At 66.1% G+C, this 14994-nt stretch carries 16 protein-coding genes and 1 pseudogene; 2 read left to right on the top strand and 15 right to left on the bottom strand.

Annotated features, from left to right (window positions below; translation table 11 throughout):
- Positions 1-5: 5 nt before the first annotated feature.
- Both IPF36_RS07195 and IPF36_RS07190 read right to left on the bottom strand, forming a co-directional pair.
- Entirely contained in the window at positions 6-1067 is a 1062-nt protein-coding gene (locus tag IPF36_RS07195) for a 3-keto-5-aminohexanoate cleavage protein (RefSeq protein ID WP_133096253.1), read from the bottom strand.
- 71 nt (positions 1068-1138) lie between these two features.
- Positions 1139-2119, bottom strand: a complete 981-nt coding sequence (locus IPF36_RS07190; protein WP_195427647.1) for a quinone oxidoreductase — start codon at positions 2117-2119, stop codon at positions 1139-1141.
- Between the two features lie 275 nt (positions 2120-2394).
- Between IPF36_RS07190 and IPF36_RS07185 the strand changes: the two genes are divergently transcribed.
- Together IPF36_RS07185 and IPF36_RS07180 are read left to right on the top strand one after the other, a co-directional pair.
- A complete protein-coding gene (locus tag IPF36_RS07185; protein WP_195427646.1) occupies positions 2395-3243 on the top strand; it encodes a class I SAM-dependent methyltransferase in 849 nt (282 codons plus the stop codon).
- A gap of 166 nt (positions 3244-3409) precedes the next feature.
- Positions 3410-4375, top strand: a complete 966-nt coding sequence (locus IPF36_RS07180; RefSeq protein ID WP_195427645.1) for a LysR family transcriptional regulator — start codon at positions 3410-3412, stop codon at positions 4373-4375.
- Here the strand turns inward: IPF36_RS07180 and IPF36_RS35065 are convergent.
- The 13 genes and pseudogenes from IPF36_RS35065 to IPF36_RS07115 form a co-directional block, all read right to left on the bottom strand.
- Positions 4298-4471, bottom strand: a pseudogene (locus tag IPF36_RS35065) (hypothetical protein); the annotation flags it as partial. The gene IPF36_RS07180 and the pseudogene IPF36_RS35065 sit on opposite strands and share 78 nt — an antisense overlap.
- A gap of 43 nt (positions 4472-4514) precedes the next feature.
- A complete protein-coding gene (locus IPF36_RS07170) occupies positions 4515-4808 on the bottom strand; it encodes a YciI family protein (protein ID WP_195427644.1) in 294 nt (97 codons plus the stop codon).
- Between the two features lie 10 nt (positions 4809-4818).
- Positions 4819-5223, bottom strand: a complete 405-nt coding sequence (locus IPF36_RS07165) for a nuclear transport factor 2 family protein (RefSeq protein WP_195427643.1) — start codon at positions 5221-5223, stop codon at positions 4819-4821.
- Between the two features lie 43 nt (positions 5224-5266).
- Complete coding sequence (locus IPF36_RS07160) at positions 5267-5986, bottom strand: ABC transporter ATP-binding protein (RefSeq protein ID WP_135705339.1); 720 nt, start codon at positions 5984-5986, stop codon at positions 5267-5269.
- Between the two features lie 2 nt (positions 5987-5988).
- A complete protein-coding gene (locus IPF36_RS07155; protein ID WP_195427642.1) occupies positions 5989-6795 on the bottom strand; it encodes an ABC transporter ATP-binding protein in 807 nt (268 codons plus the stop codon).
- Complete coding sequence (locus tag IPF36_RS07150; RefSeq protein WP_135705341.1) at positions 6792-7781, bottom strand: branched-chain amino acid ABC transporter permease; 990 nt, start codon at positions 7779-7781, stop codon at positions 6792-6794. Before IPF36_RS07150 ends, IPF36_RS07155 begins: the two co-directional genes overlap by 4 nt.
- A gap of 2 nt (positions 7782-7783) precedes the next feature.
- Positions 7784-8671, bottom strand: a complete 888-nt coding sequence (locus IPF36_RS07145) for a branched-chain amino acid ABC transporter permease (protein WP_195427641.1) — start codon at positions 8669-8671, stop codon at positions 7784-7786.
- 39 nt (positions 8672-8710) lie between these two features.
- On the bottom strand, positions 8711-9871 hold the full coding sequence (locus IPF36_RS07140; protein WP_133096264.1) for an ABC transporter substrate-binding protein: 1161 nt from the start codon (positions 9869-9871) through the stop codon (positions 8711-8713).
- Between the two features lie 70 nt (positions 9872-9941).
- The gene (locus IPF36_RS07135) at positions 9942-10865 is read right to left on the bottom strand and encodes an NAD(P)-dependent oxidoreductase (protein WP_195427640.1); all 924 of its coding nucleotides are present in this window, start codon (positions 10863-10865) and stop codon (positions 9942-9944) included.
- Positions 10866-10881: 16 nt separating this feature from the next.
- Positions 10882-11877 (bottom strand): tripartite tricarboxylate transporter substrate binding protein, encoded by a 996-nt coding sequence (locus IPF36_RS07130; RefSeq protein ID WP_240745870.1) that lies wholly within the window; start codon positions 11875-11877, stop codon positions 10882-10884.
- A gap of 51 nt (positions 11878-11928) precedes the next feature.
- Positions 11929-12567, bottom strand: coding sequence for a 3-isopropylmalate dehydratase small subunit (gene leuD / locus IPF36_RS07125; RefSeq protein ID WP_195427639.1), 639 nt, complete (start codon positions 12565-12567; stop codon positions 11929-11931).
- Positions 12568-12586: 19 nt separating this feature from the next.
- Entirely contained in the window at positions 12587-14002 is a 1416-nt protein-coding gene (leuC, locus tag IPF36_RS07120; RefSeq protein WP_195427638.1) for a 3-isopropylmalate dehydratase large subunit, read from the bottom strand.
- Between the two features lie 28 nt (positions 14003-14030).
- Positions 14031-14993 (bottom strand): hydroxymethylglutaryl-CoA lyase, encoded by a 963-nt coding sequence (locus IPF36_RS07115; RefSeq protein ID WP_255519697.1) that lies wholly within the window; start codon positions 14991-14993, stop codon positions 14031-14033.
- Between the last annotated feature and the right edge of the window lies 1 nt (position 14994).

Genomic DNA, 14994 nt, shown 5'->3' with positions numbered 1-14994 from the left:
GCTACTTACATGCATTCGGCCTTGCGCAGGAAGCCCTGGTGGCCACCGTTACGATTGGGAGCGAAGCCATTCTTCTGCAGCGTCTCTTCCACCGTGTCGTAGAAGACCCCAAGCTGCAAGATCTCGCGGGTCTGCTGCGCGGTCGCGATGGGCCGACCAAATTCGCCGGCAATACGCACCAATTGCTTGATCTGCTCGACCGTGCTCATCTTTCCGGTGCGGGTCTGGTTCCAGAGTACGTCCTCGATGCCGCACCGCACATGCAGGCCCAAAGCCATGCCGATCATGTTGATGGGCAGCACGTTCAGCACCGAACTCTCCACCGTTACCACGGCTCCGTCCGGCACGGCACGCAGAATGTTGGCCAGGTTGTAGATGTTCGCCTGATCCATGCCGCCGCTGATCGCCACCCAGTTCATCACCAGCGGGCCCTTGTAGACACCGCGGCGAATCATCCGCTCAATCGTTTCAAAGCTGTTGATGTTGTAGCACTGAAACTCGCTTTGAATACCGGCGGCCGTCAGGCGTCGAACGTGCTCCTCGAACCAGCTGGGATTCGAGGGAACGACCATGTCCTTGTAGGTTTCGTAGAGGTGCGCGAACCCCCGCGAAACTCCCTTGAAATCATCCACACTGGCGTGCTCCGTCACATTCATCTGCGAAGTGTTGACGGTCACCGTCACCTGGTCCGGCTTCGGATCGAGTTCGGCCAGCATGTGCCGCGTGTCATCGCTAAGCCATTTGGCGGCCTGTCCCTCTTCAGGCGCGAAGCTGATAGAGCCGCCCACCTGGATGACCATTTCCGGACAGGCCTTGCGCACGCCGGCGATCAGTTCGTTGAACTTGGACAGCCGCTTGCTGCCCTTGCCATCCTCTTCGCGCACATGCAGGTGCAGCACTCTCGCACCAGCTTCGTAGCAATCCACCGCCTTCTGAATCTGATCCGCCATGGTGACAGGGATGTCTTCCGGGAAGTCTGACGGGATCCAGCCTGGCGCATAGGGAGCGGCGGTGATGATCAGGGGCTGCTGGTTCTCGGGATACAGGTGGCCGTCAAGGAAGTTCATATCGATGGATCTCCGGGTTGAGGTTTGAATCTTGGGAACGTCGAACTAGATGGGATGGCTGCTTCGCGCTGTCAAATCACGAAAATGGACGAGCCGGTGGTCTTTCGGGACTCGAGGTCCCGATGTGCCTGCGTGGCATCTTCCAGGGCATAGCGCTGATTGATCCCGATGTGGATGCGGCCCGCCGCCACGTGGCCGAACAGCTCGCTCACCAGTTCCGCCTTCTCGGCAGGATCGGCGATATAGTCGGCCAGGCCCGGGCGCGTCAGGAATGCCGAGCCTTTGCGGGCCAGGATCGCAGGATCGAACCCGGTGACCGGGCCGGAGGCGAAACCCACGCACACCAGCAGGCCGCGGCGCTTGAGGGAGTCCAGCGAGGCCATGAAGGTGTCCTTGCCCACGCTGTCGAAGACCACGTTCACGCCCACGCCATCCGTCAACTCCCGCACGCGCGTGGCCACGTCCTCATGGCTGTAATTGATCGTGTGGTCGCAGCCATGGGCGCGCGCGATTTCGGCCTTGGCATCGGTAGAAACCGTTCCGATCACCGTCAGTCCCTGCAGCTTGGCCCATTGCGAAATGATCAGGCCGACACCGCCTGCCGCGGCATGCAGCAGGATGGAGTCGCCCGCCTTGAAGGGGTAGATCCGGCGCATCAGGTAGGCCGCTGACAGGCCCCGCATGGTCATGGCAGCCGCGATTTCGCAACTGATCGTCTCCGGCAGCTTGATCAGCGGTGCGGCGGAGATCAACCGCTCCGTGCTGTAGGCGCCCAGCGTGTTGGTAAAGCCCGTATAGGTCACACGGTCGCCGACCGCCAGATGGGTGACGCCGGCACCGACGGCCTGGATAACGCCGGCGGCTTCGTTGCCGATGCCGCTGGGCAGCGGGACCTTATAGGTACCGCTGCGGAAGTAAGTGTCGGCAAAATTCAGACCTGCGGCCACGTGACGGACACGAACCTCCCCTGGCCCCGGATCACCCACATGCGCGTCCTCAAAACGAAGGACGTCGGGTCCGCCTGTCTCGTAAATCTTAACGACTTTCGCCATGTGGTCTCCTGTTCTTGAGTAGATGTCACGGCTTGCCTGGGGCTTGCCGCCTGGGCTCGCCGATGGACAAAATGGACAAGCCGGTGCTGGTGTGACTCAGACGGGTTGATGTCCGAGTGCACTTTGCATGACCGAATCATCGAGCCTGGCGCCGCTTTCCGCTTTCCCTTGCGTGCCTTTAACTTTTCTCTTTATGACAAGGATCCGCCGGCTCATGAGTGATGGAAATACAATGCTTCTGTACAGGCGGCGGTGGATCCTGAGGGAGTCTCCAGATGACCGACAACGGAGTGAAATCCAGTCTTCGCAATACGTGGGAGTCGGCAGCACCCGGCTGGGCGAAGTGGGAGAATGTGTTCGCCACCACTCTTTCTGGCGCCACGGACACGCTCATTGATATGGCCGGTGTCCGGCCGGGCATGCGCGTTCTCGATCTGGCTTGCGGTGCCGGCAGCCAGAGCCTCCAGGCAGCGATGCGAGTGGGTGCCGACGGCGAAGTGGTCGCCAGTGATATATCGGGCACCATGCTGGAGCATGTCCGCCGAAATGCCGCCCGTGCCGGCCTTCAGAATATCGAAACGCTGGAATGCGCAGCAGACGAATTGGACGAGACACTGGCCCCGTTCGACGCGGCGATGTGCCGATTGGGACTAATGCTTTTTCCGTCGCCTGGTGAGGCATTGAAATCTGTCCAGCGCGCACTCAAGCCTGGCGCGCGTTTCGCGGCGCTGGTCTTCACGACGCCCGCCGCCAATCCCTTTATGGCTCAGCCGATGGCGATCCTTCTACGCCACGCGGGCAAGTCTCCTCCCGCGCCCGGACAACCCGGAATCTTTGCACTGGGAGGCGATGGCGTGCTGGAACGCCTGATGCACGACAGCGGTCTTGGCGATGTGAGAACACGCCACGTCCGAGCGCAGCTCGTCTTGCCGAGCGCGTCCGATGCGCTGCAACTGATGCAGGAAGCCGCCGGGGCATACCGGGCGGTGGTAGCGGACCTCGACGTCGCGGCCAGGGTGAGGGCCTGGAACGATGTTTATGAATGCCTAAAGCAGTTCGACGTCGATGAAGGCTTCAAGACCGAGCTTGAACTCATCATCGGCTCGGGCGCGAAGCCAGGATAGTTTTCGCCCCCGTTCGAGCCTAGCGGAACGGCATAAGCGGCAAGCCGATATGGGGCTTTGTACTCCCGCCAACTGGAAGGGCCCTGACAAGGCTTCCAACCATTGCTCCTGTACAGTACCGCCCGGTATCCTTCGTGCCGAGAGCAACGAAATATGGAAGACCAGCATGCAACTCAAGACCGAGGAGATCGAGGCATACCTGCTGGTGGTGGAGTCAGGGAGCGTGAGCCGTGCCGCGCGCCACCTGGCACTGTCGAAGTCCGTTGTCAGCAAACGTATCAGCGACCTGGAGCGCAGCCTTGGCGTGACCTTGCTGCAGCGTTCCACGCGCAGCGTGCAGCCCACCGAAAGCGGCAGGCATTTCTACGAACAGGCCCGTGCTGCGATGGCGCAACTGACGCATGCGGCGGAAAGCATTTCCGAGACATCGCAGCAGCTATGCGGCGAGTTGCGCATCCTGGCGCCGATGAGCTTCGGCACGCTCTGGCTGTCGCCGATGATCGCCGAGTTTGCCAGCGCCCACCCGCGCCTGCATGTCGTGATGGAGCTGGATGACCGCTTGGCCGATACCGGCCACGAGCGCTACGACGTTGCCATCCGCATCACCCGGCTGGGCGACAGCGCGCTGATCGCGCGCCGGCTGGCGCTGAGCCGGCGCATCGCATGCTGCAGCCCGGCCTACGCCGCGCGCGCCGGGCTGCCGGCCAGCCTCGCCGACATCTCGCAGCATGCCTGCCTGTCGTACAGCAACTCCGCGCCCGGCCAGGTGTGGGCGTTCCGTGGCGCGACCCCGCAGGCCGCGCCGAAGGTCATCGCCCCGCGCGGGGTCTTCACCGCCAACAACGGCGAAGTGCTGCGCGACGCGGCACTGGCCGGCCATGGCATTGCGGTATTGCCCTTGTTCATTATCTCGGCGGACCTGGCGGCGGGCCGCCTGGTCCAGGTGCTGCCGCACGAGGTTCCGCTCGACGACGGCATCTTCGCGATCTATCCGCGCAGCAACTTCACCTCGCAGAAAGTGCGGACCCTGGTGCAATACCTGCAGCAGGCAATGTCACCGCCGCCGTGGGAGGCCCGCGCCGCGGGCGGCAGCCAGGTGCCTGAGCCGGCGCCCCTGCTGCGGCACGGTTGAGCCGCGGTCATTCATCACCGTGAGGTAGTAGTACACATCCTCCTGCTCCTGCATCATGCGGCGCAGGCCGTCCTGGATGATCACGGCGAGCTCGCAGGCAAAGTCGGGTCATAGCTGATGCAGTTATCATCGCGTCCGTTCAGTCGGGATCGCGGTTGTCTACCCGCAGCAGGAACGGATGAATCTGCACCTCCTTCCACACGCCGGCCTGCTGGAAGGGATCGCCCCTGGTGAAGTCGATGACCTGCCGCTTGTCCTGCGCACGCACCAGGAACAGGCTGCCGATCATGCGGCCGCCGTCATCGGACATCAACGGCCCGCACATGACGCACCGGACCTCCGCGGCAGCCAGGTAGGCGCGATGTGCGTCGTAGCTGTCGAGCCGGCGCTGCTGCGCATCGGCGTGGTCAAGGCAATGAATGATGAAGTCCATATCAATATATCTATTGAAATGCCTGGCCTGGGACAGCAGCAACCGGCGCGGGGATCGGCGTCGAGGCCCACGCCAGCATCTGCCACGCGCCCTCCCGCCGCTTCCACACGCAGAGGAAGCGGTTGTCCAGCGTGCGTTCCACGCCGTCGACCACGGCAACCAGCAGGGCCTTGCCCTGCATCACGGCGATGTCGTTGTAGATTTCCTGCCCAACCTCTCGTACCGACGCCTGCAGGTAGCGCACCCGCCCGCTGCGCAGCGATGCCAGGTATGCCTGCTTGTCTTCGCGCAACGCCGAGGAGTGGGTATAGCTGAGTTCATCCGCAAGCAGGCCTTCCAGCCCCGCAATATCGGCGGCGAGCATCGCGCGGTATCGCGCGGCATCCGCCTGCCTGAGCGCAGCGAGATCTTCCATATACCCTCCGGTCTTTGTGTCCGTTTTGCCCATGCCGGTGCCCTCAGCCATGCAGATACGCTTTCACCAGCGTCTTGTCGTTCAGCAGCGCCTGCCACTCTCCGCGCCGCACTTCGTGGATCACCCGTCCCACCGAAAGCACATAGGCGCGGTCGGTCATCTCCGCGGCAATCGCCACGCTCTGTTCCACCAGCACGATGCTCAGCCCGCGCTCGCGCAGCCGGTTGAGCACGGCCAGGATTTCCTTGACAATGCGCGGCGCCAGGCCCGTGGTCAGCTCGTCCATGATCAGCAGGTCGGGCTGCAGCAGCAGCGCGCGGGCGATCGCCACCATCTGCTGCTGCCCGCCCGAGAGCAGGCCAACCTGGCCGCTGCCGCGCTCGCGCAGCAGCGGGAACAGTTCGCAGACTTCGTCGTGCGTGAAGCGCATCGCGCCGCCGCGCGCGCGCCTGCCGGCCTGCTCGGCCAGCCGCAGGTTGTCGCGCACCGACAGCTCGCCGAACAGGTTGCGGTTCTCCAGCACTACGGCAATGCCATGCTCGAAGCGGCGATGCCCCGGCACGTGGCCGATTTCCACCCCGTCCTTGACGATGCTGCCCGCCATCGGCCGCACCAGCCCCGACAGCGTGCGCACCAGCGCGGTCTTGCCCGCGCCGTTGGCGCCGACCACGGCCACCGCCTCGCCCGGCCCGACCTCCATGTCGATATCATGCAGCACCGGCACCGGGCTGTAGCCGGCATACAGGCCTTTCACTTTCAGCATGGTCAGACTCCCATATAGGCTTCGCGCACGCGCGGATCCGCCTGCACGGCTTGCAGCGTGCCGCTGGCAATGATTTCCCCGTAATACAGCACGTGGGCGGTGCCGCAGATCGTCATCAGCCCCATGTCGTGCGACACCAGCAGGATGGTCATGCCTTCGCCGTTCAGGCGCAGGATCCACGCGCGCAGCAGTTCGATTTCCTCGCTGTTCAGCCCCGAGGACGGTTCATCGAGCAACAGCAGGCGGGGTTCGCCGATGCAGGCGCGCGCCAGCTCGACGATGCGGCGCTGGCCCGCGGGCAGCGCGCCGGCGCGGTGCTGCAGCAGGCCTTCCAGACCGAACTTCCGTGCGCATCCCAGCGCGGCTTCGTGCATCGACTGCAGCTCGCGCCGCGACAGCGGCGAACGCAGCATCGCATGCACCACGCCCGAGCGCGTGGCCTTGTGGCAGCCGGCCATCAGGTTTTCCAGCACCGTCATGTGCTCGAACACCTGTGGCGTCTGGAATGTGCGCACCAGCCCGGCGCGGCTGCGCTGCTGCACGCTGTCGGCGGTGATGTCGCGCCCCGCCAGCAGCACCTTGCCGCCCTTGGGCCGCAGAAAGCCGGAGATGATGTTGAAGCAGGTGGTCTTGCCACTGCCGTTGGGGCCGAGCAGGCCGACGATGCCGCCGGCCGGCACATCGAACGCAACATTGCGCAGCACGTCAAGGCCGCCAAAGCTGTGCGCGACCGCTTCGACCCGCAGCAGGGCCTGCGCGCCTGCCGCGCCCGCGGCACTGGTGCCGGATTCAGCGATGGCGGATTTCATCGGACCTCCTTCAATGCGGGGTTCTGCGTGCGGCCGAAGGTGCGGCGATGCATGCGGCCAACCATGCCCGCGAGCCCACCCATGATCCCGCCAGGCATCAACGTGACCACCAGCACCAGCACCGCGCCAAACAACACCTGGTGGAAATCCCCCAATCCGCTCAGCAGCTCCGGCACCAGCGACACAAACAATGCGCCGATCACCACGCCGCAGGTGGAGCGCGCGCCTGCCACCACCGGCACCAGCAGGAATACGATCGAGCGCTCCACCGTAAAGCTCTGCACGCTGACGAACGACACGTAGTGCGCAAACAGGCTTCCCGCCAGCGAGCCGAGCATGGCCGACAGCACGAACATCGCGGTCTTCAGCCGGTGCATGTCGATGCCGAGCACCTGCGCTGCCGGCGCCGCGTCGCGCATGGCCCGCATGGCCAGGCCGGGGCGGCCCTTGACCAGGTTGTCCACCAGCCAGAGCAGCAGCCCTACCAGCGGCCAGGCAAAGTAGTAATAGCGCTCCGGCGTATCCAGCAGGAAACCGAACAGCGACAGCTTGGGGATGCCACCGATGCCCAGCGTGCCGCCGGTCAGCCAGTCCCATTCGAAGAACAGCACATTGGCGATGCTGCCGACCGCCAGCGTCGCCAGCGCCAGGAAGAAGCCGCCCAGGCGCAGCACCGGCACGCCGATCGCCGCCGCCAGCGCCGCGCTGGCCAGCAGGCCCGCCGCGGCACCGGCCAGCGCCGGCCATCCCAGCACCGTGGTGCAGTAGGCCGAGGCATAGGCGCCGATGCCGTAGAACGAGGCCTGCGCCAGGTTGACGATGCCGCATTGCCCCAGCAGCAGGCCGACGCCCAGGCCGCCCACGGCCAGGATGGCGGCGAAGTTGAGCAGGTCGATGTGGTGGCGCGACAGCAGTTGCCCGGCCAGCGCCCACACTACCACCGCGGCCACCACCAGCCAGCGCGTGGCGTTGGATGATGCATTCATGCTTATCCTCCCTTGCGCCCCGCGCGGCCCAGCACGCCGTTGGGGAGCAGAATCATGATGACGACCAGGATCGACAGCGCGACCACGTCGCGATAGCCCGACGGAAAGCCCACCACCGCCAGCGACTCGGTCAGCCCCAGCAGCAGCCCGCCCACCACCGCGCCCAGCGGATTGCCCAGCCCGCCGAGGATGGCCGCGGCAAAGCCCTTCAGCGTCAGGCCGATACCCATCTGGTAGTTCATCGACAGCAGCGGTGTCACCAGCACCCCCGCTACCGCGCCGAAGCCGCCGCCGAGCAGGAAGGTCAGCGTGCGCATGCGGCGCACGTTGATGCCGGTGGTGGTGGCCCCGTCGGGGTCCAGCGACGCCGCCGTCATGGCTAGACCGACCAGGGTCTTCGTGTAGAACAACCGCAACGCCGCCACCAGCAGCACCGCAATGACCACCAGCGCCAGTGCGTGCACGGGCGCGGTCGCCCCCAGCAGATCCACCACACCCTCGCCGCCGATGGCCGGCAGCAGGTGCGAATCGCGCCCGCCGAAGTACAGCGCCGCGGCCGACAGCGCGAACGCCAGGCCAATGGTCAGCAGCAGGAAGCTCTCTTCGCCGGCGCCGCGCCGCATCATCGGGCGTACGAACAACGTGTCGATGGCCAGGCCGCTGGCGGCGCCGGCGGCAATGCCGCCGGCAATCGCCACCGGATAAGGCAGGCCCAGCGTCTTGAGCGCGAATACCGCAACCAGCGCGCCGATTACCGCGAACTCTCCCTGCATCGCATTGACGATGCGCGTGCCCTTGAAGATGATCGATATGCCCACGCCGATCAGCGCGTAGACGAAGCCGTTGGTGATCCCGGACAGGACCGCCTGGATAACTAGGGTGTCAGACATTGCCGATCCTTTTGCCGATGCGTTTTGCCGCTACACCGGCTAGGGCCGGGCCTTGTAGTCCAGCCGCACGAACTGGCCCTTCTGCAGCTTCGAGTAAGTAAAGCCGGCCAGCGTCATGCCGCCCATATCGGGCGCAGAAAAGTCATAGCCCATCGTGACGCCCTGGTAAGGCCGGCGCAGCGCGCTGCAGAGCTTGTCGCCGGCCACATCGGCGCCCGCCGCCTTCAGGCCGCTGGCCAGCGCCATCACCGCATCCCAGCCCACGGCGGCGAAATGCTTGGGCAGCTTGCCGTACTCCTTGCGATAAGCCTCGACAAACTCCTTCTGCCCCGGCAGCGGATCCTCGGAAACGATGAACTCGGGATGGATGATGTTGTCGGCGGCCTCGCCCATGCCCTTGACGGTCTCGTAGGTGGCGGTGCCGTGCACTGAGATGATCGGTGCGCCGACCTTCAGCTGGCGCACATTGCGGAACGGCGCAGGCGAGGTAGAGATGACGACGATCGCGTCCGGCGTGGCGGCCTTGAGCTTGGCAGCCTGCGTGGTGACGTCGGTGGCGGCGATCTCGAATTTCTCGACCTGCACGAAGGTGACGCCGTATTGGCGGTCCAGCGTCTTCATGCTGCTCCACACCACCTGCCCGTAGCCCGAATCGTGCAGCACGCCGATGCGCTTGAGCCCGTTGTCGCGCGCATAGGACAGCACCGCGCGCGCATTCAGTTCCTGCGAGGGCGTCAGGTGGAAGACGCAGGTACGCTCGCGTTCCACCGCCGGCCCGAGTCCGGAGAACGCAAACAGCGGCACCTTCTGCGCCTGCGTGATGCCGCCGATGGCCACGGTCTGCGCGATGCCGGACGGGCCGACGATGGCGCGCACCTTGTGCGTGTGCAGCAGTGCGTTGGCCTTGGCCACGGCGGTATCCGGGCTGGAGCCGTCGTCCTCGACGACCAGCTCCAGCGGCCGCCCGCCGATGCCGCCGCCGGCATTGATGACTTTCTGCGCCAGCAGCGCGCCTTCGCGCTCGGCCAGCCCCACGGCGGCGAGGCCGCCGGTGGTTGAAAACAGGCCGCCGATGCGCACCGGCTCCGCGCCGGGCCTGGCCTGGGCCAGCACCGGCTGCTGCGCCAGCCCGAACATCACTCCGGCGACAGCCGCGCACAGGACGCCGTGCGGCGTCCGGATGATTTGCTTGAGGTTCATGTCTCCATCCTTTTTGTCATGGTTCATGGGTCTTGGGCGCGCTCTCGCGGCGCGCCTCAGTTGACGGCGGCTAGCGCACCTCCCCGCCCGGCGCACTGCTCCAGGCCGGCACATCGGCCAGCGCGGCAATGTCGAGATGGCCCAGGTCGCGCTGCTGCATCATCGCCAGGTACTGCCGCACCAGCGACGAGATCGGCAGCGCCACGGCGTTGTCGCGCGCCACGGCAAGTGCCAGGTCCAGGTCCTTCACCACCAGCGAGATCGGCCCCGCGGCGCCGTATTCGCGCTGCTTGAGCTTGTCGGCCTTGGTGCGGTAGTGCGCGCTGCCGACGATGCTGTCGTTGATCGCATCGACCATCAGCGCGCGGTCCAGCCCGGCGCGCTCGCCGAAGGCCAGCCCTTCGCCGATGACCGCGGTGCTCATGAACACCATCATGTTGATCATCAGCTTGATCACGCGCGCCTCGTCGGCGCCGCCGACATAAGACTGGCGCGCGGTCAGGCAGGCCAGCAGCGGCTGCACCGCGGCGAACGCCTCGCGTGGCCCGGACACAAAGCAACTCAGCTGCGCACTCGCGGCCAGCGACACCGTGCCGGACACCGGCGCGCGCAGCCAGCTGGCGCCGCGCTGTGCCAGTGCCTCGGCCACCTCAGCCGAGGCTTCCGGCGATACCGTGCTCATGTCGACAAAGACCTGGCCCGCAGCCGCCGCAGCGGCAATGCCGCCGTCGGACAGGAACAGCGCGCGCAAGCTGCTGTCATCGAAGACGGTAGAGAACACCACATCGGATTGCGCTACCGCATCCCGCGCGGACGGCACGGCGTGGGCACCCGCGGCAACGACCGGCTCGCACCGGGTGGGCACCTTGTCGAACACCGTCAGCGCGTGGCCGGCCTTCAGCAGGTTCAGGCACATCGGCCTGCCCATGGCGCCGATACCGATCCAGCCGATGCGCGGCGATGACGAGGTGCGTTCGTGATTCACGTCTTTCATGTCCTTGCCTTCCGGCCTACTCGACCTTGACGCCCGACAGCGCAACGACCTTGCGTGTCTGCTGCGTCTGCGTTTCGATGTAGCGCGCAAACTGTTCCGGCGTCAGCTTCATCGGCACCATGCCCTGCGCCGCAAAGTGCTTCTCGACAAAGTCCTGTTCGTCGAGGATCTCGCGGATCGTGGCATTGAGCTTGTCGACCACCGCGCGCGGCACCTTGGCCGGCGCCAGCACACCGTAGACCGCCGAAATATTCATTTCCTTGTAGCCGGCCTCTTCGAAGGTCGGGACCTGGGGCAATGCGCGCGTGCGCTTGTCGCCGCTGACCGCCAGCACCTTGAGCTTCTTCGCTGTGACAAAGCTCTGGATCGTCGGCAGCGCCGGGAAGGTCATCAGGATCTGCCCGCCGACGACATCGGCCACGGCAGGCGCCGAGCCCTTGTAGGGCACGTGCACGAGGTCGGTGCCGGCCAGCTTGTTGAACAGCGCGCCCATCAGGTGCGGCTGGCTGCCAGCGCCGAACGAACCGTAGCTGAGCGCCTGCGGGCGGGCTTTCGCATAGGCCGCCAGGTCCTTGACGCTGTCCACCGGCAGGCTGCCCGATACCGCCATGACCAGCGGCACATAGCCGATCGCCGCCACCGGCGCAAAGTCGCGCGCGACGTTGTAGGACACCGATGGCAGCACCACCGGATTGAGCACGAACGTGGCGTCGTTGGTCAGCAGCAGCGTGTAGCCGTCGGGCTGCGCCTTGGCAACCGCGTCGGCCCCGATCACGGTGTTGGCGCCGCTCTTGTTCTCCACCACCACCGGCTGGTGCAGCTTCTCGGACATGCGCTGGGCCAGTTGCCGGGCGATGATGTCGGTCGTGCCGCCGGGTGCGTACGGCACCACCATGCGGATCGGTTGTGCGGGATAGGCTTGTGCCAGGGCGGCGCTTGCGCCGGCAAAGCAGGCCAGGCCGAGCGCCGCGGCACACAGCGCGCGAGGGGTGTGAGTGTTCCAGTCCATCATGTCTCCATCTATCGTTGTCGGGCTTTCCGGCTCGTGCGGCCGGATGTCCAGTCAGTTGAACAACCAGGGTTCGCGCTGCCGCCGCACTTGTTCGTAGGCGTCTATCTGCGCGGCGTGGCGCAGTGCCAGCGCGATATCGTCCAGCCCGTTGAGCAGGCAATGCTGCTTGAACGGGTCGAGCGTGAAAGCGATCACCTCCCCGGCCGGCGTGACCACCTGCTGCGCGGCCAGGTCCACCTGCAGCCGGTAGCCCGGCGTGGCAGCGACCTCGGCAAACAGGCGGTCGACCACCTCCGGCGCCGCCACGATCGGCAGCAGGCCGTTCTTCAGGCAGTTGTTGTAAAAGATGTCCGCGAAACCTGGCGCGATCAGCGCGCGCAGGCCGAAGTCTTCCAGCGCCCACGGCGCATGCTCGCGCGAGGAGCCGCAGCCGAAGTTCTCGCGCGCCAGCAGGATCGACGCGCCGCGGTAGCGCGGCTGGTTCAGCACGAAGTCCGGGTTCAGCGGCCGGGTGCTGCAGTCCTGCCCGGGCTCGCCATGGTCAAGGTAGCGCCATTCGTCGAACAGGTAGGGGCCGAAGCCGCTGCGCCGGATGGATTTCAGGAACTGCTTGGGCAGGATGGCATCGGTATCGACATTGGCGCGATCCAGCGGCGCGACCAGTCCATCCAGGGTGGTAAAGGCTTTCATTGCTCGGCTTCCTCCGGTGTTACAACGCGCGGACATCGACGAAGTGCCCCGCCACGGCGGCCGCGGCTGCCATCTGCGGGCTCACCAGGTGGGTACGCCCGCCCGGTCCCTGCCTGCCTTCGAAATTGCGGTTGGACGTGGATGCGCAGCGTTCGCCCGCCGCGAGGCGGTCGTCGTTCATCCCCAGGCACATCGAGCAGCCGGGCTCGCGCCATTCGAAGCCGGCCGCGATAAATACCTGGTCAAGGCCCTCGGCCTCGGCCTGGGACTTGACCAGGCCCGAGCCCGGCACCACCAGTGCCTGCCGGATGCGCGGCGAGACATGCCGGCCGCGCACGACCTCCGCCGCGGCGCGCAGGTCTTCGATGCGCGCGTTGGTGCATGACCCGATAAAGACCTTGTCGACCGCGACCGCTTCGATGGGCGTATTCGGCAGCAGGCCCATGTAGCGCAGCGCCGCCTCGATGCTCTTGCGGCGCACCGGGTCGCGCTCGTCGCGCGGATCGGGAATGCGCTCGCCGACGGGCACCACCATTTCGGGCGACGTCCCCCAGGTCACGTGCGGGCGGATGGTGGCGGCGTCGAGGTCCACCACGGCATCGAAGGTAGCGCCCGGATCGCTGTGCAGCGTGCGCCAGTATTCGACGGCCACGTCCCACATCCGGCCCTGCGGCGCCTGCGGCCGTCCTCCCAGATATTCCAGCGTGGTCTCGTCAACGGCCACCATGCCCGTGCGCGCACCGGCCTCGATCGCCATGTTGCACACGGTCATGCGCGCCTCCATGCTCAGGCCGCGGATGGTGCTGCCGGCGAACTCGATCACGTGGCCGGTCGCGCCAGCCGTGCCGATGCGCCCGATCAGCGCGAGCGCAATGTCCTTGGCGGCAACGCCCCTGCCCAGCTCGCCCTCAACGCGTACCAGCATCGACTTGGGCTTCTTCATCCACAGGCATTGCGCGGCCAGCACCTGCTCCACTTCCGAGGTACCGATGCCGAATGCGAACGCCGCGAACGCGCCGTGCGTGGAGGTATGCGAATCGCCGCAGGCAATGGTCATGCCGGGCAAGGTCGCGCCGCGCTCCGGCCCCACCACGTGCAGGATGCCCTGGCGCGGATCGTCCATGCCGAAATTGACGATGCCGTTCTCTTCGCAGTTGCGGTCGAGCGCGTCAACCTGCGCGCGGCTCACCGGATCTGCGATGCCCTGGCTGCGCGCGGTGGTGGGCACATTGTGGTCGGCAGTGGCCAGCACCGAGGCGGCACGCCACACCTTGCGCCCGTTCAGGCGCAGCCCTTCGAAGGCCTGCGGGCTGGTCACTTCGTTGACCAGGTGGCGATCGATATAGATCAGCGCGGGGCCGTCGGTCTCCTGGTGGATCACGTGGCTGGCCCAGAGCTTGTCGAGCAGGCTCGCGGGGCTGTTAGGCTCGGTCATGATGGTATCTCCTTGCTTATGCTTTGCTTCAGTGCTGGCGCGCGCCCACCCATTCCGGCACCGGATACAGTTCGGTGCGCTTGCCCGCCTTGACGACCTGCCCGGAAATATCGTGCCCGACCAGTGCCGGCAGGTCGCGCGCGGCGCCCAGCAGCCGGTCCAGGTCAACGCCGGTGTCGATGCCGGCCGACTCGAGCATGTGCACCAGGTCCTCCGTGCAGATGTTGCCGGTGGCGCCGGGCGCGAACGGGCAGCCGCCGAGCCCGCCCAGCGAGGCATCGAAGCTGTCCACGCCCGCGGCCAGCGCAGCCAGCACGTTGGCCAGGCCCATGCCGCGGGTGTTGTGGAAATGCAGTGTCAGCGGCACGCCCGGGAACCACTGGCGGAAGGCCTCGACCAGGTCGCTCACCTGGCGCGGGTCAGCCATGCCGGTGGTGTCGGCCAGCGTGATGCGGTCCATGCCCAGCTCCAGGTATCGCCCCGCGGCCCACTGCACGCGCTCCGGCGCCACCGCGCCTTCGAACGGGCAGCCGAACGCCGTCGCCACGCAGCCGCTGACAGCCAGGTCACCGGAGCGGGCCAGCGCCGTCACATCGCGGAACTGCGCCAGCGACTGCTCGCACGTCATGCGCATGTTTGCCAGGTTGTGGGTCTCGCTGGCGGACATGACGAGGTTGATCTCATCCAGGTCGCACTCGAGCGCGCGCTCGCATCCGCGCACGTTCGGCACCAGGGCCGTATAGATGACCTCGGGATGGCGGCGGATCTGCCTGGCCACGGCTTCGGCATCGCGCAGGTTCGGAATCGCCTTGGGCGACACGAACGAGGTGATCTCGATCCGGGCGAGCCCGGTTTCGGACAACCGGTCGATCAACGCGATCTTCTCTTCGGTGGGGACGAATTCCGGCTCGATCTGGAAGCCGTCGCGCACGGACACTTCATTGATGCGGACTCGCCGCGGGGCATGGGGAAGCCACATGGTCGTGTTCATT

This window comes from Cupriavidus sp. IK-TO18, assembly GCF_015549295.1.
GTDB classification, from domain to species: domain Bacteria; phylum Pseudomonadota; class Gammaproteobacteria; order Burkholderiales; family Burkholderiaceae; genus Cupriavidus; species Cupriavidus oxalaticus_A.
Note: the sequence above shows the minus strand (reverse complement) of the source record. Positions and strands in the feature narration are given on the sequence as shown.